Source organism: Shewanella sp. 8A (assembly GCF_023475945.1).
Classification (GTDB): domain Bacteria; phylum Pseudomonadota; class Gammaproteobacteria; order Enterobacterales; family Shewanellaceae; genus Shewanella; species Shewanella xiamenensis.
The window spans coordinates 15,211-31,815 of record NZ_JAMDJP010000007.1 but is presented as its reverse complement, the minus strand read 5'-3'; the positions used below and the strand labels follow the sequence as shown (position 1 = coordinate 31,815).

General features: G+C 44.1%; 16 protein-coding genes and 2 tRNA genes. 6 read left to right on the top strand and 12 right to left on the bottom strand.

Annotated elements, in window-relative coordinates:
• Positions 1 to 45 precede the first annotated feature (45 nt).
• The 4 genes from M0413_RS07080 to dnaQ form a co-directional block, all read right to left on the bottom strand.
• Positions 46 to 122: transfer RNA gene (locus tag M0413_RS07080), tRNA-Asp, on the bottom strand.
• 57 nt (positions 123 to 179) lie between these two features.
• A tRNA-Asp gene (locus M0413_RS07075) sits at positions 180 to 256 on the bottom strand.
• Between the two features lie 167 nt (positions 257 to 423).
• Positions 424 to 1,698 (bottom strand): TIGR03503 family protein, encoded by a 1,275-nt coding sequence (locus tag M0413_RS07070; protein ID WP_249553689.1) that lies wholly within the window; start codon positions 1,696 to 1,698, stop codon positions 424 to 426.
• A gap of 226 nt (positions 1,699 to 1,924) precedes the next feature.
• The gene (dnaQ, locus tag M0413_RS07065; protein WP_037419134.1) at positions 1,925 to 2,653 is read right to left on the bottom strand and encodes a DNA polymerase III subunit epsilon; all 729 of its coding nucleotides are present in this window, start codon (positions 2,651 to 2,653) and stop codon (positions 1,925 to 1,927) included.
• Between the two features lie 70 nt (positions 2,654 to 2,723).
• On the opposite strand from dnaQ, the gene rnhA reads away from it, so the two are divergent.
• A complete protein-coding gene (rnhA, locus tag M0413_RS07060; protein WP_037419137.1) occupies positions 2,724 to 3,200 on the top strand; it encodes a ribonuclease HI in 477 nt (158 codons plus the stop codon).
• Between the two features lie 23 nt (positions 3,201 to 3,223).
• Here the strand turns inward: rnhA and M0413_RS07055 are convergent, their stop codons facing one another.
• Positions 3,224 to 4,123 (bottom strand): LysR substrate-binding domain-containing protein, encoded by a 900-nt coding sequence (locus M0413_RS07055; RefSeq protein WP_069454870.1) that lies wholly within the window; start codon positions 4,121 to 4,123, stop codon positions 3,224 to 3,226.
• A 23-nt stretch (positions 4,124 to 4,146) separates the two neighbouring features.
• Positions 4,147 to 4,881, bottom strand: coding sequence for a methyltransferase domain-containing protein (locus M0413_RS07050; RefSeq protein ID WP_037419144.1), 735 nt, complete (start codon positions 4,879 to 4,881; stop codon positions 4,147 to 4,149).
• Positions 4,882 to 5,041: 160 nt separating this feature from the next.
• Between M0413_RS07050 and gloB the strand changes: the two genes are divergently transcribed.
• Both gloB and M0413_RS07040 read left to right on the top strand, forming a co-directional pair.
• Complete coding sequence (gene gloB / locus M0413_RS07045; protein WP_088585539.1) at positions 5,042 to 5,845, top strand: hydroxyacylglutathione hydrolase; 804 nt, start codon at positions 5,042 to 5,044, stop codon at positions 5,843 to 5,845.
• 251 nt (positions 5,846 to 6,096) lie between these two features.
• Entirely contained in the window at positions 6,097 to 7,644 is a 1,548-nt protein-coding gene (locus M0413_RS07040; protein WP_249553600.1) for a LysM peptidoglycan-binding domain-containing protein, read from the top strand.
• A gap of 219 nt (positions 7,645 to 7,863) precedes the next feature.
• Here M0413_RS07040 and M0413_RS07035 read toward each other — a convergent pair whose 3' ends face one another.
• Entirely contained in the window at positions 7,864 to 9,684 is a 1,821-nt protein-coding gene (locus tag M0413_RS07035; RefSeq protein ID WP_249553599.1) for an AsmA family protein, read from the bottom strand.
• 38 nt (positions 9,685 to 9,722) lie between these two features.
• Positions 9,723 to 10,217, bottom strand: coding sequence for a putative 4-hydroxy-4-methyl-2-oxoglutarate aldolase (locus M0413_RS07030; RefSeq protein WP_037419152.1), 495 nt, complete (start codon positions 10,215 to 10,217; stop codon positions 9,723 to 9,725).
• A gap of 218 nt (positions 10,218 to 10,435) precedes the next feature.
• On the opposite strand from M0413_RS07030, the gene M0413_RS07025 reads away from it, so the two are divergent.
• Positions 10,436 to 10,756, top strand: a complete 321-nt coding sequence (locus M0413_RS07025) for a hypothetical protein (RefSeq protein ID WP_037419155.1) — start codon at positions 10,436 to 10,438, stop codon at positions 10,754 to 10,756.
• Positions 10,757 to 10,922: 166 nt separating this feature from the next.
• On the opposite strand, the gene M0413_RS07020 is transcribed toward M0413_RS07025, so the two are convergent.
• Positions 10,923 to 12,701 carry a DUF885 domain-containing protein gene (locus tag M0413_RS07020; protein ID WP_140907012.1) on the bottom strand — a complete coding sequence of 593 codons (1,779 nt, stop codon included), beginning with the start codon at positions 12,699 to 12,701 and terminating at the stop codon, positions 10,923 to 10,925.
• A gap of 353 nt (positions 12,702 to 13,054) precedes the next feature.
• Here M0413_RS07020 and M0413_RS07015 point away from each other — a divergent pair, with 353 nt between their 5' ends.
• Together M0413_RS07015 and M0413_RS07010 are read left to right on the top strand one after the other, a co-directional pair.
• Positions 13,055 to 14,470 carry a DEAD/DEAH box helicase gene (locus M0413_RS07015; protein WP_088585536.1) on the top strand — a complete coding sequence of 472 codons (1,416 nt, stop codon included), beginning with the start codon at positions 13,055 to 13,057 and terminating at the stop codon, positions 14,468 to 14,470.
• A 22-nt stretch (positions 14,471 to 14,492) separates the two neighbouring features.
• Positions 14,493 to 14,987: a peptidylprolyl isomerase gene (locus M0413_RS07010; protein ID WP_088586941.1), complete on the top strand. Its 495-nt coding sequence runs from the start codon at positions 14,493 to 14,495 to the stop codon at positions 14,985 to 14,987.
• A gap of 190 nt (positions 14,988 to 15,177) precedes the next feature.
• Here the strand turns inward: M0413_RS07010 and M0413_RS07005 are convergent, their stop codons facing one another.
• The 3 genes from M0413_RS07005 to M0413_RS06995 form a co-directional block, all read right to left on the bottom strand.
• Complete coding sequence (locus tag M0413_RS07005; RefSeq protein ID WP_037419163.1) at positions 15,178 to 15,618, bottom strand: YcgN family cysteine cluster protein; 441 nt, start codon at positions 15,616 to 15,618, stop codon at positions 15,178 to 15,180.
• Between the two features lie 243 nt (positions 15,619 to 15,861).
• Positions 15,862 to 16,059, bottom strand: a complete 198-nt coding sequence (locus M0413_RS07000) for a hypothetical protein (protein WP_088585535.1) — start codon at positions 16,057 to 16,059, stop codon at positions 15,862 to 15,864.
• A 249-nt stretch (positions 16,060 to 16,308) separates the two neighbouring features.
• Positions 16,309 to 16,587 (bottom strand): YcgL domain-containing protein, encoded by a 279-nt coding sequence (locus M0413_RS06995; RefSeq protein ID WP_037430455.1) that lies wholly within the window; start codon positions 16,585 to 16,587, stop codon positions 16,309 to 16,311.
• Positions 16,588 to 16,605 lie beyond the last annotated feature (18 nt).

Below are 16,605 nucleotides of genomic sequence, written 5' to 3'. Positions count from 1 at the left end.
AATCAAAAACCCCATGCTATTTAATAGCATGGGGTTCATGAATGTTGGCGGAGCGGACGGGACTCGAACCCGCGACCCCCGGCGTGACAGGCCGGTATTCTAACCAACTGAACTACCGCTCCAAACTTTTTATTATACCGCTATAACAGCACTATAATTTTAACTTTCAATAACTTGACTGGCGGAGCGGACGGGACTCGAACCCGCGACCCCCGGCGTGACAGGCCGGTATTCTAACCAACTGAACTACCGCTCCACTCAAGTTGCGGTGAATAATACGGTTGAGCGTTCGAAGCGTCAACCGTTTTTTTCACTCATTTGCATCGTTTAGTTAAAATTTCGCCAAACTTAACAAAACCCCATGATAAATGAACAAAATATCTTCAAACTGGCGTCTAAAATGCCTGACTGTTGGCCATTGATTTAGCGACGATGATCCGGCTCGTCTGGCATGGTCAAATCAATCTCATCGAGCGATGGCGCCTCTGCCTTACTCTGCCCTGCTTCGTCTAACATCCGTTGCTCTGCGGCGGCCAGTGCCTGCGCGAGACTTTGACGCTTACGCCAGACTATTAGCCCCACAACCCCAAGCAGTAGTAACACAGCATTGATGGTAATGATCCAAAACAGCGCATCCTGTATTGCCACAGCTTCTTCTTCTGCGGCCTTTTGCGCTGCAACGGCGGCTAACTCCTCGGCACTCGGCGGCGGTTCGGGTGGCTGCACTAAGTTAAAGAAGAGTTCTGGCAAATCGAGCAGAATTTCACGGCCTGTGACTGTGGTGGTCGCCACAGTGCCTTTTATTCGGTAACTGCCAAACTCGGTCACAGGCGGTATCGGCAGTTCAGTGTCGATCTCCTTAAGCCCATGAACTACGAGGGGAAGTTGCAAACCAGCAGGTCCAACAAGCTCAAATGAAAAATGGGTCTCAGCTAGCTGTAATACGCTACTATCGGCATGTAGCATGATTTTCCATTGACCCGTTAAAGGATCTTCAGGAGTTATCACCTCTGCATTTACGGGTCGTGGAGATAAGCTAAAAGGAAATGAGACTTGCCTTTCAAATACGTTGTTACGCGCTTGAACGACAAAGTCGTACTCACCCCATGGCTGCTTAAGATTGATATCGCCTGTAAATATGCCGTCATCAGGTCTTTCATCGAACTTTTCACCATTATCTTTGTAGGAACCAACGATAATGTCACCTGCGGCAAAGTTTTCATCGCCCGTACGATGCTTACTGACAAAGTGAGCGGTCCACTCGACTAAATAGTCCATCCCAGGCATGCGAACGCGCTCTGCATCTCCCATTAATTGGGCAATCACTTTGGTTTGTTCGCCTTGAAATAATGGCTGAGGTAATCGTTGAACTTCAATCTCAAGCTTTGAAATCCGTTTAATTTTCGAGCCCGGCACCACCTTACCCACTAATTGCCAAGGACCAGGCTGGGGTGATTCGATATAAATAATATCTCCGGTCATACCATCAACCCATTTAACGGTTTCTGGATGACGATTGGCGTACCACTTACTGCCATCGGGCAAGACAATCACCACGGGGGCCGAACCATATTCTCGCTGGATCATGAGTGTCATACTGCTGACCATATGATCCACCCGAAAACGATTTTTAAGCTCAGAAGCCGTATCTACGGGCACGACTTTCATATTCGAGGGCTTGGACGACGTGTTTACCATACTCTCAGCACTGTTTACCTTAACCTCAGCACTGTTTACCTTAACCTCAGCACTTGGCTCAGCAGTATTTTGAACCTTAGCTGCCATATCGGTAGTCGGCTTTGTTGGCTTAGCGGTCACTGGTTCCGTATCAGCCGCAAACAATGACGTGCTCAAGCTAAGGTAGCCGAGTATTAACGTGGTATTGACTAGAGATTTTCGCAGCGACATCGTCATAGGCTAAAAATTATCCTCTCCAGAGGCACTTTCCTGATTTTGCGACTAAATCAAGGCGTTGTTCATGTATAACGAGTTCATCGGCCGATGCGCTGATCACTTTAAGATTAAGTGATGCAGGATCAAAGCGTTGAATGCCTCCCGCCTCTTGACCAACTTCTTCGTTAGAGAGATTAAACTTAGTCTGACCTCCCGTCATCGACAAATACACATCGGCAAGAATTTCGGCGTCGAGTAATGCGCCGTGGTAATGGCGGCGGGAATTGTCGATGCCATAACGTTTGCAGAGAGCGTCTAAGTTGTTTTTTTGCCCAGGATGCAAAAACTTAGCGATATCGAGGGAGTCTAAAATATCACAAATGTCGCGAGTCTTTGGTCCTAACGGTTGTAGTAAGGAAAACTCATGGTCCATAAAGCTCACGTCGAAGTTTGCGTTATGGGCTACAATTTCTGCGCCACTGATAAAATCGATAAACTCTTGCGCTATTTGATGAAACCTTGGCTCATTTGCAACACGCTCATCGGTGATCCCGTGAACAGCAATCGCTTCTGGATCAATCGCTTGGCCAGGATTGATATATTGATGGTAATAACGCCCCGTTAAACGGCGGTTGATGACCTCAACACAACCTATCTCAATAATTCGGTGTCCTAAATACACCGCACCACTCCCCTGGTTCATACCAGTGGTTTCAGTATCCAAAATAACCTGACGGCTTGCGTTTGAGATAATATTCATACTTTTATGCGCTTCTTATGACTTTTTTTGGTTATACTCGGCCGATATTTACGCCGCTGGTAACCACTTGATGACTGAACTAAAACTAATCCACATCTTCACCGATGGTTCTTGCTTAGGCAATCCGGGCCCCGGTGGCTATGGCATTGTAATGAATTATAAGGGCCATACAAAGGAGATATCCGATGGTTTTGCCCTGACAACCAATAATCGCATGGAATTATTAGCCCCAATCGTTGCGCTTGAGGCCCTAAAAGAACCCTGTAAAATCATTCTCACCAGCGATAGCCAATATATGCGCCAAGGGATCACCACTTGGATCCACGGTTGGAAGAAAAAAGGCTGGATGACATCTAATCGAACGCCGGTGAAAAATGTCGACCTTTGGAAACGTTTAGATAACGCCGCTCAACTCCACCAAATTGATTGGCGCTGGGTAAAAGGCCATGCCGGACACGCGGAAAATGAACGCTGTGATCAACTTGCTCGCGCCGCCGCAGAGGCAAATCCTACGCAAATTGATGCAGGTTATCAGGCGGAGTCCTAACACTTATCGTTGCTAGAACACCATTATTCTCGTGATAAATGGAAAAAATTACTGCAAAACTGCACAAAGGCCAGCCCTAACGACGTTGCTTGGCGACTCTTATGAGTGATGCGGTAAAACTGCCGCTCTAGCACTAATCCTTCAATGGTGACTAGAGCCAATTCTTTTCGACTAATGTCTTTATCCAACGCAAGTTCTGACAAAACCCCCAAACCAGCACCTTGTTTTACCGCCAACTTGATGGCATCTGGCGTGGTAAAGCAGAACTTAGCCTCCGGTTGCATACCCAGTTCATTGGCCGCATTAACAAAATATTCCCGAGTTCCCGATCCTTCTTCACGCAGCACCCAAGATTGGCCTTTTACGGCCAAAGGCTTAACCGTTTGCCCTGCCAATGGATGAGCGGGATGGCAAAACACCAATAATCGATCCTTGTGCCACGGCTCGATATGAAGACGGTTATCAGTACAATGCCCTTCAATAAACCCCATTTCGGCACGAAATTGTGCAACGGATTGAATCACTTCTTGGGTATTGGTGATCGCCACGTCTACATGGGTTTGGATATGTTGCTGGCAAAATGCGACTGCCGCTTTCGCCAGTAAATAATTACCAATCGTTGAGCTTGCACTCACACTTAAGTGTCCAACCAAATCACCATCTTGACGAGTAAATGCCTGCTCAATTTGTTCAACACGATGTAAAAGATCGGTGGCCAACGGCAACAAGAGGTTACCCTGCGAATTCAGTTGCAGACGATTGCCAATTCTTTCAAATAAGCGGGCATTGAGCTGTTTTTCCAATTCGGCTAAGGCCATAGAGGTCGCAGGCGGCGATAGATTAACTTGTTCAGCCGCTTTTGCCACCTGACCACTGCGTGCGACGGCTTCAAAAACTGCAAGTTGCCTTAGGGTAATTCGCATATCGGACTCATTAATCGATGATGTTATTTTATATGTTCGGATAAATGCCCAGTGCGTCCGGCACTTGGCGCAGTGGCCCAATTGGGTTGTCGAACTTTACGTTTGTCACGGATTGGGGTTAATGGTGATTCTAATTTTCGAGCCACAATCAAATACAAACTCCCCGCACTGGGAAGCCATGAAGCTAAGGTTTGCTGTAAAAAACGACCACGATTCAATTCGCCGATCAGGGGATGGTAAACCAAACGCTCATCACTCACCACTTGATAACCAAGTAGCCCTAACCAATCTCGCACCCTAGATGGCATAAAAAAGCGTCCGCACCAAGGTAGATCATCTTGATATTTCGGCCACAGCTTGCCAAGAAACACTGAGCTTAAGGGGTTAAAGCCCACAATAAATAAATAACCACCGGCGATCAGCACTCTGTCGGTTTCCCGTAAAATACGGTAAGGATCAGCCTCAAACTCTAGTAGCAGGCTCATCACCACAGCATCAATCACCCCATTTTGTATCGGCAAATGACAAAAATCCCCCATTAACGAGGCTGTTGGTGCTGAGCATAGTGAAAAATGATGAGCAACAGGGGATGCCATACTGGAAAGCTGTGCACTTAAGGGGCCCAACTTCAACAAATGATAGCCAAACACCCTTGGCCACCAATCAGTGAGTTTATCGGTAACAGCTTGCTGGAGTGCGTCGCCATTGGGTAAATCTTCCCATTGCTCAGGTTTACGCACAGAACTGTTATACGACACAACTCACCTCCCTTTCCGTTATCTTATTACTTTTACCGAGTTAAGACCTTCATTGAACATCCATCATTAGGTGATTTAAAAATCACAATAGTCGCCAACTGATATCCACCTGTGGATAATAACCTCATCTTGAAATCAAAATACAGCTATCGGCGGTGCTATGCTCACTATAACAGCGATTAATGCCTTTAATGACAATTATATCTGGGTGTTGCGACAAGACTCCCTGCAAACGGTGTATGTGGTTGATCCTGGCGATCCACATGTTGTGCTCGACTACTTACGTAAACATCAACTTACGTTAGCGGGTATTTTGATCACTCATCATCATCATGATCATACAGGTGGAATAACCGCCCTCGCCGCCCATGTTAAGCAGACAACAGACCAGATCCTGGCTGTCTACGGTCCGGAACGTGAAGCTATTCAAGGCATCAATCAGCCAATCGACCCTACACAGATCAATACACTTACTTTGCCCTTTATCGATGCGCCCATACACATTTTGTCTGTACCTGGGCATACTGCTGGTCATATAGCGTATCTACTTGATGGTGCACTATTTTGTGGTGATACACTCTTTAGTGCAGGCTGCGGTCGTTTATTTGAGGGCACCCCTGCACAAATGTGGCAATCCTTAAGTTTGCTCGCGGCGTTACCCGATGAGACTCGAGTGTACTGCGCCCATGAATATACTCTTGCGAATCTTAAATTCGCCCAAGAGGTAGATGCAGATAACGCTGCACTCAACAAGTATGTAGAGCAAGCCACCACAATGCGTGCCCAAAACAAAGCCACCATCCCCTCCACCATAGGGTTAGAGCGGGCAATCAATCCCTTCCTTCGTCCGTTAGCGCCTACCATAGTCAACAGCATAAAAAGTAAGTTTTGTGACCAAGATCTGACTAAAGCTGATGAACTAAGCTGTTTTACCCTACTTCGGCAGTGGAAAGATATTTTTTAGTAAAAAATGATCCATTTATGGCTGAAATTTATACAGATTTTTCCACTTTTGATGACGTAAATCAAAAGTGACCCTACAAGATGTACGATAATTTAGGGACAAGCTCGAAAAGATCCCATAGAATGGCTCGTTTTTGCGTGAATACTTTGCGCTCTGTGTTGCCACTTTTTTTCACATAATCAATTCGTTAGATAATTTACGTTGTACGAAGAGTGCAGTGGCAATGCACTAACAGAGGACTATCGTTTTCCATGAGAGTATCACTTTATGTTGTAGTAGGGGGATTTGCCCTACTCACAGGTTGTCAGACGTTAGACAACCCTCAGGTGCCCAAACCTGAAGCTGAAACCGTCACGAGCGAAAATACCGTCCCACAGTATTATCTCGCAACCGAACCTGAATCGGCGCAAATTACTGATGTATGGGAACGAATTCGTCAAGGAATGCAGTTACCTATTCCAGACAAGAAACTCGTTAACTATTATCGCGATTGGTACATTAACAACCCTAAACACCTTGAATTGATTTCTGAGCGTGCAGCGCCTTACATGTATTTGATCGTCGAAGAGCTTGAAAAACGCCATCTACCAATAGAGATAGCCCTGCTTCCGATTATTGAAAGCGCTTTCGATCCCAGTGCTTCTTCGGCCAGTGCTGCCTCAGGGCTTTGGCAATTTACCACCCCGATGGCGAGCCACTTTGGGTTAGAAATGAACTGGTGGTATGACGGCCGTCGCGATGTGCCTGCATCCACGACAGCAGCCCTAGATATGCTCGAATATTTGTACGATAAAACCAATAATAATTGGCTTTATGCAATTGCGGCCTACAACTCAGGAGAGTCACGCGTACTCAATGCGATTAAACGCAACGAAGATAAAGGTCTTAAAACCGATTTTTGGTCGCTCGATCTCCCAAAAGAAACCAAACGTTATGTGCCACAGTTATTGGCGCTCGCCGAAGTGATTAAACATGCCGATGAATATGGCATTACTCTGGCACCCATTGATAACAGCCCTTCAATCGAAGTGGTTGATATAGACAGCCAAATTGACTTAGCCATGGCAGCAGGTCTCGCCAATATGACCACCAATGAGCTGTTAAAGCTCAATCCAGGTTACAATCGCTGGGCAACCTCACCAATGGGCCCACACACTTTAGTATTACCCATTGATAAATCTGAAGAGTTCAAAAAAGCACTTGCAGAAACAGAAAGTGAGGCCCGTGTAAGCTGGCTTAGATATACGATTAAGCCTGGAGATAGTTTAGGGTCTATTGCAGAAAAACATCATACAAGCATCAATGCGATCCGTGCTGCTAATGGAATGAAAAACAACAATATCATTGCTGGAAGACCGCTAATTATCCCAGTCTCTGCTGATGATAAACAACTGTATGCCCTATCAACCAGTCAGAAATTACCTAAAAAAGCCGCTGTTGCCGCCTCGGGTAACAAGTTGACCTATAAAGTAAAATCCGGTGATAGTTTGTGGCAAATTGCCCAAGCACATAATGTTAGCGTCAAACAGTTAATGACTTGGAACCATTTAAGCAAAGACAGCAAATTACAAAGTGGTCAACAATTGACGATTGTTGCACCACAAGAAAAACACGATAACGAGCAGATCCGAACCGTCAGCTACAAAGTTAAGGCTGGTGATTCACTCGCCCGAATTGCAAACAAGTTTAAAGTGACTGTTCCTGAACTTCGCGAATGGAATGGCTTAACCGCATCACAATATATTCAACCCGGTCAAGTGTTGAAACTGGTTGTAGATGAAAGCAATTTAAATACATAAAGCATTTAAGTGTGAATCACTCTAAATACCTTATGTTTAATTTGTTAATAAAATCGTCTTGCATCTAAAATAAAGATCAACATAAAAAAGCAGTAACCTCTGGGTTACTGCTTTTTTATTGGCTCAATACGCCGTTATCTTTCGAGCAGAACGTTGCCGGTTACGCTCACACATCGCCTGTTGACGTAGGAGATGACCGAGCACGCAAATCTTGCATACCTACAAGCCGCCCAACTTTTTAAGTAGCGAATCCTTTAATTTTTCTTTCGCTTTATCAGTCTCTTCCTTCAACTGATTATTTAATAACGCTTGAGTATCTAAGGCATATTCCGGTTTTTGGAAAGTACCGGTAATAGCGAGAGGGATATCAATTCCTGCCAGCGCATCTTTCTCACTGCCACCTTGACCTTTAAGGGAATTGACTAAACTGGTCGTTAACCGATAATCCAGAGTTTGCGTCAAGAGATCCGCGCTGCCCTTACCCGCAAGCCTAAGCAAAGGTGAAGACATAGCGAGATCAGGGTTTGTCGCTATACCATGTTCAAGGGAGAAGTTACCGGTTAGGCTCGAGAAGTCGGTTTTACGCTCCTCTTTCGTGTCCGCAGACAAATCCCCCTTTAATTTAGCCTGAGCACTACGGATCATCTGCGGGATATTGACACCGTAAAGGGCACCATCGGTGATATCAAAACGACCATTCGCGAGGAGGTTTTTCTTTAATTGTTCAGGAATCAAACTCTTACCTTTGCCTTTTACATTAAAATTTGCCGTTCCCGCCAGAATATCAAGCTTGGCCGCATCCTTAAGTAATGGTTGAATTTGAACACCTGATATTTGCTTATCAAATTGGTAACTTGCCACTTTTGATCGCGCATCAACCTGAGCATTGAGCATTAACTTACCTTGGTAGAGATCTGCACTTAGCTGCTTAAGATCAACCTCACCATTTTTAATGCCTAAATCCATTAACCAATTTTGCGTAGACAAATTCGCGACTTTGATCGATTTAACCGCCAATATTAGCTTCGCATCCAAACCATTAAGCGCCGTTAAATCGGGTTCAACAGCCTGAGTCTGTGAAGACGCAGCTGCGGTTTGTTCTTCTGAAGTGTCAGATTTTGGTAGCAAAGCATCGAGGTCAATATCCCCAAATTGGAAATCCGCGCTAATTTTCGGCACTTTGCTCCCGTAATTGACGGTCAACTTACCCGCTGCATTGATATCCATTGCCGTTAATTTACTGATGTCCAACGATAACTGCTTTTTATCTAATGCGATTTGGCTGTTTAGACTAACCTCAGCGGTCAATTTTTTATTAGGGATCCCCTCGCCTTCAACTTGAGTCTCAATATTGAGTTTCTCAACTAGGAGTTGATTAAAATCATGACTTAACTTGATTTGCCCTTCGCCTTTACTGCTCACTGTCATATCCGGCAAGGTCGCGGCAAATTCATAGGCCATCGGCGCAAATTTATCGAGTGAAAATGCCCCCAAAGTGAACTGTTTTAAGGTTAAGGTTTGGGTTTGCCCTTTAGCTTCATCAATTAAATTTATTTGCGTATTCGTAATAGAAATGCCACCTACATCGATACTGGCTAATTGTGCTTTAGCACTTGGTTCAGATGGGGTAGCAGATAGCTCAGTGCTCTTGCCCGTTAAGCCATCTAGGCTTGAGCTACCATTTTTACGGGTGACCAAATTGATTTTTGCGCCATCAAGAGTGAGCTGAGCGATTTCAATTTGCTTGCTGAACAGTGGTATAAGCTCAACCTCAGCTACGGCTTTATTAACTTCAAGCATCGATTTTGGGGTAAATCCCTCAGGGTTAGATAGGGAAACACCGCCTAAATTAATCCCTATGGTCGGAAAAAATGTCCATGACAAGTCATCGGTTATTACTAACTCGCGCCCAGTTTGTTTTTTAACAGCGTTGACAACTTCTGGTTTAAAATCATTAGGGTCAAAAAAAACAGTAAGATATAAGGCGACAGCGACAATTAAGGTCACCAGAATGGCTAAAAACCACTTAATGAATTTCATGAAAACATCCTTATCAATAACATCTTGAATTTAAAAACTTAACTTAAAAATGCGAAATTTAAACACTCCTCACTGATGGCAATGCCATTCTCATCAACATAAACCATCATACCGGGTTTGACTGTAACACTACCAAACTCGATAGGCACATTGACTTGTCCTTGATCTTTCTTATCAGTCTTGATGGGCATCGCGCCTAAGGCATAAACCCCTAAATTAAAAGTATTCAGTCTAGCAACATCCCGAACATAACCATTGATAATCACACCTTGCCAACCATTATCCATGGCGCTTTGGGCGATTAAATCCCCCAGCAGTGCACGACGGGATGAGCCTCCACCATCAACAACAAGCACTTTCCCTTGACCTGGCTGTGCTAAAACTTCTTTCACTTTGGAGTTATCTTCAAAACATTTGACCGTCACAACTTCACCCCAAAACAACTTCTTACCACCATAAGCACGAAACGCTAGCGGCAACAAAGTGAGTTTGGATGGATAGTGATCAAACAAATCGGGTAATAGATCAAGCATTTCAATCTCCACTTGGCGAAAAGTTTAGACTACTCATTATTGTAGACGCCGACAAGTACTATGAGAAAACCAGCTTTTTATTGGTTTTAGCACTTTAATACTTGGTCAGCATTGGCATAAACATTATAATCTGCGATAGTAAAACGCTTGTGATACCCTCTAGGGTTAAGGCATTCATTCTTTCGCTTCTCAACGTCTCGTAATAAAGTGAACACCAAATGACAACTGATCTAGATTTGCAAAGCGCTATCGCTGCACTCGATGAATATGGATATGAGAAAAAAGTCTCAACGGATCTTGAGCAAGCCCGTAATAAACAACAAATGGGGAAATACATCAAATCCCTTGATTACAGTTTGCGTCGCTTATTAATATTGCAAGAAACTGTTAACGAACTAGTTGAAGAAAAGAAACACCAACTTGCACAGCAAGAAAATATTCAAACCTATAAGACTAAAATTATTAACCTTTCTCGAGAGTTTAACATTTCATACGAAGATGTATTAGCTATTATGGCTGAGTTACCCAACAAAAAATAATACCGAAAACAGCCTTTCAGAAAGAAACAATTATAACAAGGCCATACAGAATCTGCTGTACGGCCTAAATTAATCGTTGTATCAATTCAGACGTATTCATCCACGCAATTTATATCAAAACAGCCAGTGAAAAGGCGCCATTGATGGCACCCTTTCAATTATTGGCTTATTTTTCTAGCATTAACTGACGAATATATTTCACTGGCGCACTGCCATAGCTTAAAAACTTCTCATGGAATGCTTTGAGATCAAAATCCTTATCTTTGAGCTGCTTATATTCTTCGCGGAAATCGTAAATTTCACGGTAACCCGAGTAGTAACTGGTCAACTGTACTTGGCTTAGGGTGGCACGGCGCCACTTACCTTCCGCCTCAGCTCGCTGCTGGAAGGCTTCATCCATCATCAGGCTGATGGCTTGATCTTCAGTCATGCCTTTAACATGAATGCTGTAATCCAAGATAGTGTTACAGATAACACGTAGATTCCACTTGTAATACATCAACCACATTTCAGGCTCGAAATTGCCATAACCTTCTTCAAGCATCATGCGTTCGGTATAAACAGCCCAACCTTCGACCATTGCGCCATTACCAAATAAGCTTTTCACTAAGCTTGGCGATTCATTGGAATACACTAATTGAGTGTAATGCCCTGGAATCGCCTCATGAATATTTAAAATCTGTAATATCCAATGGTTATATTCGCGTAAATAGCTTTCAGCGGATTCATCATTCATACCATCGAGTGGCGTGACGTTATAATAGGTATTGCCTAATTTATCATAGGGGCCAGGGGCACTAATCGACGCTCCAGCATAACCACGCATATACTCCGGAGTTTCACGAACCACTAATGGTTTTTTAGGGTCTAAAGTCACTAATTTTTTTTGATTTACAAACTCAATCAACTCAGGAATTTGTTTACGGACTTCGCTAACAAAGTCGTCACGTTTGACGTGCTCAGTCGACAATTTATCAATTAATTGGCGGATGGCGATTTTATTATCACTTGGTTTTGGCGTTGTAAAATATTTAGGCCAAAGTTTATCGGTGATCTTGGCCATTTCACCTTGGACCCTATCTTTATCTGCCATGGCTTTTTGATAGAGCTGTTTAGCCGTCATGCCCGCTTGGATATCAAAGGCAAATTTTTGCTCGTATAATTCTTCACCGATCCTAAAGCTACGGGCACCTTCTTTTTTCAGTAAGTCAACCTGTGCATTTAACCACCGAATATGTTCATTAATTGCTTTCGTTGCCGTATCGAAGCGGGATTTAAACAGCGATTTTTCCGCATCCGACAGACCGGAATCCGCCACTTGTTTTAATAAATCATCGGAGAATACCGAAAACGCACCTTGGTTTTGCATTACAGCAAGTTCCGTATGCTCTAGGGTTGGTTTCGATATATTACTTCTTGCTGCGGCGTAATAAGCTGGGATATTTTCCATCCTAGCCAATACCGAGCGTAATCTGTCATCCAGCGGCGCAAAGTTTTCATTGATGATTTGTGCAAAACCGCCCGCCACGTTATAGCTAGAGGGATCCCATTGCCAAGATTTAAAGTCAGTGATATCCCACGCCATGCTATTTAACAGGTTATCAATCAAATGATAATCGATGGTTTCGTTAGAGCTCAGAGACTTAAGTTCAAACTGTTTCAGCTTTGCCTGCTGGTTTTTTACAAAGGCAAGTGTCTTAACACGGCTAGCTTCATTGGGGATTTCTAAATAGCCATCATTAACATGCTTGCCGCTATATAGCGCCCATGTTGGTGATAATTGCCACAAATCATCGATAAAAGCATTACTAAACTGCGCAAAAGAAACCGTGCTAACTTCACCACTAACCACTTTACTTGGCGAGGTTTGGTCTGATTGGGATTGGCAGCCTACAAGGCCGGTGAACGATAACAATATCGCAAGGGATAGGGTGGTTTTTCTCATTCTTTATTGTCCTTTTTATATTTATACCAACGCGTTGTTGTAATGCTTACCCTAAGCAAGCTGGTAAAACGAATGCTAGGCGTATTGAATTTGGCGATAAACGCCTGAAAGCGCGCTCGTCAGGCGTATTTAACATGACTTTAGTTAATCATATCAGCCGCCTAATTGCAGCAATGTTAATATCTAATACATGCCCAGTTACAATTTTGTAAGCCCATTTATTAACCCCTCGAACTAACCGCAAAGTTGAGATAATCCCCTATTTCAATAATGCTACTGCTATAATAGCGACCTGCTTCGCTGTTTGCGCCACGCTAACAGTTTGCCAATAAATCATTTAGTTGAGATCCTCAATGCCATTCACCCAACTTGGATTACACAGCGCGCTTATCAAAGCCGTGACTGAACTGGGTTACCAAAGCCCAACGCCAATACAAGCTCAGGCCATTCCCAGCATTCTTGCGGGGAAAAATGTGCTAGCCGCAGCCCAAACCGGTACAGGTAAAACGGCTAGTTTTGTATTACCGTTGCTGCATCGATTTGCTGACGCTCCCAAAATTCGGCCTAAACGGGTACGTACCATCATTCTTACCCCCACACGGGAACTGGCACTGCAGGTTGAACAAAACATCAATCAATATGCCAAATACCTGCCATTAACGGCCATGGCCATGTACGGCGGTGTTGATGCTGCGCCGCAAAAAAAACGTCTGATTGAAGGGGTTGATCTGCTCGTTGCAACGCCTGGGCGTTTGCTGGATATGTATACTCAAAGAGCCATTCGCTTTGATGAAGTCTCAGTATTAGTGCTGGATGAAGCCGATCGTATGCTCGATATGGGCTTTATCGAAGATATTAATAGCATTATTGAAAAGCTGCCTGAACAGCGGCAAAACCTGCTATTTTCGGCAACCTTATCAAAACAGGTCAAAGCACTGGCTAAAACCGCTATTCCGGATGCCATTGAGATTGAAATCAGTCGTAAAAATGCCGCTTCAACGCAAATTGAGCAGTGGTTAACGACCGTTGATAAAGATCGAAAATCCGCACTATTGAGCCATTTAATTAAAGAGAATAACTGGGCACAGGCATTAATTTTTATCCAAACCAAACACGGCGCTGCCAAATTGGTTAGCCAGTTAGAAAAGCGTGGCATTACCGCGGAGGCTTTTCACAGTGGTCGCAGCCAAGCGGTGCGCGAGCAACTACTTATCGATTTTAAAGCGGGTAAAGTCTCCTTTTTAGTCGCGACCGGTGTTGCGTCACGCGGTATCGATATCGATGCGCTCGAGCGAGTGATTAACTACGATTTACCCGATGAAGCCGATGATTATATCCATCGCATTGGCCGCACCGGCCGCGCGGGCAATCAAGGTGAAGCCATATCCTTTGTCTCTAAAGATGATTTTAGAAACCTGTGCGCTATAGAGCGCCGTTTAGGCCATATTATCGAGCGCAAGCACATCGAGGGGTTTGAGCCTAAAAAAGCGGTGCCTATTTCAATTCTCGATTTTGTGCCTAAATCGGCTTCTACATCAGCGCATAAACCCAATAAAAAAGCTCAAGCCTTGCCCTATTCCAGTGGAAAACCCGGCACCTTTGAAGCAACTCAGGCGAAAAAGCACCGTAGTGCTAAATCCAAGCCGCAACCTAAGCAAGCGACAAGGTTAACACAGCCCGATGTGAGCGAAAGCACCGAGAAACAACAAACACAAGGTGAAACATCTCCATCATTTAATCCTTGGCTTAGTGGATCTCACACCAAATAACTCACTAACAGAAGCGCAGCATATGATTATTTTCACAACAAATTTTGGCGATATAACCCTCGAACTTGATGTAGAGCGCGCCCCCGTTACCGCCAAAAACTTTATTCGTTACTGTAAAGAAGGTTTTTATGATCACACGATTTTCCATCGTGTGATCAAAGGCTTTATGATCCAAGGCGGTGGTTTTACCGCCAAAATGAAAGAAAAGCCCACCCACGAACCAATTGTCAACGAAGCCAACAAAGGCCTATCGAATGTATTTGGTACTATCGCCATGGCCCGTACCGATGCGCCACACTCGGCAACCGCGCAGTTTTTTATCAATACTGCCAATAATGAGTTTCTAGACCATACGGCACCCACCAATAACGGCTGGGGTTATGCGGTATTTGGTAAAGTCACAGCGGGACTCGAGGTTGTACTGCAAATTGAAGGCGTTAAAACCACACGAGTAGCGGGCCATGAAGACGTGCCCCGTGAAGCCATCATTATCGAAAAAGTGACGATTATTGAATGACTTTATCTAATCGATAAAATTGTTTTGCGTGACTGAGCGGAGGTCCAGCAATAACGCCACCATATCCTTGATAAATAACGCTTTGGTTTTAAACTCGAGATAGAAAAAAGGAGCAATCAACCGAAATGGTTAGTTGCTCCTTTTTGTTCATTACTATCTGACATTACAGACAAAAACTGCTTGAATGGTATTAATCCAGATCTTTCAGCGGCCATAGCACGATATGGTCTTCAATATCCTTAATCCTGCGCTCATCTACCACTTTACCTTGAATCGACATACCCGCAAGGTGCATGGCCTCTTTAGAACCCGTAAGTAATGGATGCCAGCTTGGTAAGTCTCTGCCTGATGCCAAACGGCGATAGGCGCAGCTATCGGGTAGCCAGGTGAGTTCATGCACATTTTGCGCAGTAATCACAGTACATTGGGGAACATGGCTAAAACGGTCACTATAATGTTTGCAGCTGGCACTTTGGTGATCGAGTAATAGACAAGCCGCATTGGTGTAATACAGCTCTTCAGTTTCATCATCAATCAATTTGTTTAAACAACACTTACCACAACCATCGCAGAGGGACTCCCACTCCTGCGACGTCAGCTCGGTTAACGCTTTATTCTGCCAAAATGCCATGTTTACGCTTATCTTCATATAAAAAATCCGCTCAATGCGGGCCATTTTACACCAATTTATAGGGGATGCTTAATTCTCTCCGATACATGCACCACAAAGATGCCTAAATAATCGCACTCATCTAAATAATTCACCGCTTGTCTGTAGGTAATTGTTATAGACGAAAGACCTTGCGCCATAAGGCATGTGAGACGAAGGCATAAATATTTTTGTGATTGGGCAAATCACTATTATCGAGATGCCTTACCCCAATGGTTGCCACTTACTAGGGCGTGTTGACGTTTCAGGGTTATTTTTGCAGCAATTTGGCTGGCGTTTATGCAAGGCAAAGTCCTTGCAGTGTAGTTGTTCTACATAAACGGACGATAACGCAGCAGAAACGTCAGCCAAATGCTGCCCGAAGGGGTCGTCTGGCAAGCCCTTGCTCTTACTTTCTGTCATAAGAGCCGCTCGTCATTTGAGTAGAATAACTACACATCATTCCTCGTTTCGCGAGCACGAGCTTGCCAGAACGAACAAAATCTAATCTCGAAACGTCAACACGCCCTAATGTTTGCGGTTGCTTAAATTTAAGAGGCGAGCATTAAAGAAGGAGATTTGCCCTTACGAATTAAGGGCAAGAGGAGCTTTGTATATGCTGCAACAGATTTAAAGACTGTCTTTGGCATTTACCCTGTGCACAGTTACAGACTAGTCTTGAATCCCAAGGCTTTCTCTGTGCTCGGCCAATAAATTAACCTGCGGTGGCGGAATTTGTAAATAAAATCCCTTTTCCTTGAGTGCTGCTCTGACCTTATGAATATCGGCGATACCGAGTGATTCACGCTTAGCAATCGGGAATACCATCACTAACTGAGGCACACCAAACATATCTAACAACGCCTGAGGAACGTCGTCGAAACAGTCCCTTTTGTTTACAAATAAGTAAGTGTCAGCCTTTCGACTACTTTTATAAACCGCACATAGCATAAGAGTATAAATATCCAA

What these genes read in the sequence shown, in the direction of transcription:
- M0413_RS07070 (WP_249553689.1), bottom strand. Translation starts at nt 1,698, where the DNA reads ATGGTAAACACGTCGTCCAAGCCCTCGAATATGAAAGTCGTGCCCGTA.
- dnaQ (WP_037419134.1), bottom strand. Translation starts at nt 2,653, where the DNA reads ATGAATATTATCTCAAACGCAAGCCGTCAGGTTATTTTGGATACTGAA.
- rnhA (WP_037419137.1), top strand. Translation starts at nt 2,724, where the DNA reads ATGACTGAACTAAAACTAATCCACATCTTCACCGATGGTTCTTGCTTA.
- M0413_RS07055 (WP_069454870.1), bottom strand. Translation starts at nt 4,123, where the DNA reads ATGCGAATTACCCTAAGGCAACTTGCAGTTTTTGAAGCCGTCGCACGC.
- gloB (WP_088585539.1), top strand. Translation starts at nt 5,042, where the DNA reads ATGCTCACTATAACAGCGATTAATGCCTTTAATGACAATTATATCTGG.
- M0413_RS07040 (WP_249553600.1), top strand. Translation starts at nt 6,097, where the DNA reads ATGAGAGTATCACTTTATGTTGTAGTAGGGGGATTTGCCCTACTCACA.
- M0413_RS07035 (WP_249553599.1), bottom strand. Translation starts at nt 9,684, where the DNA reads ATGAAATTCATTAAGTGGTTTTTAGCCATTCTGGTGACCTTAATTGTC.
- M0413_RS07030 (WP_037419152.1), bottom strand. Translation starts at nt 10,217, where the DNA reads ATGCTTGATCTATTACCCGATTTGTTTGATCACTATCCATCCAAACTC.
- M0413_RS07025 (WP_037419155.1), top strand. Translation starts at nt 10,436, where the DNA reads ATGACAACTGATCTAGATTTGCAAAGCGCTATCGCTGCACTCGATGAA.
- M0413_RS07020 (WP_140907012.1), bottom strand. Translation starts at nt 12,701, where the DNA reads ATGAGAAAAACCACCCTATCCCTTGCGATATTGTTATCGTTCACCGGC.
- M0413_RS07015 (WP_088585536.1), top strand. Translation starts at nt 13,055, where the DNA reads ATGCCATTCACCCAACTTGGATTACACAGCGCGCTTATCAAAGCCGTG.
- M0413_RS07010 (WP_088586941.1), top strand. Translation starts at nt 14,493, where the DNA reads ATGATTATTTTCACAACAAATTTTGGCGATATAACCCTCGAACTTGAT.
- M0413_RS07005 (WP_037419163.1), bottom strand. Translation starts at nt 15,618, where the DNA reads ATGGCATTTTGGCAGAATAAAGCGTTAACCGAGCTGACGTCGCAGGAG.
- M0413_RS07000 (WP_088585535.1), bottom strand. Translation starts at nt 16,059, where the DNA reads ATGACAGAAAGTAAGAGCAAGGGCTTGCCAGACGACCCCTTCGGGCAG.
- M0413_RS06995 (WP_037430455.1), bottom strand. Translation starts at nt 16,587, where the DNA reads ATGCTATGTGCGGTTTATAAAAGTAGTCGAAAGGCTGACACTTACTTA.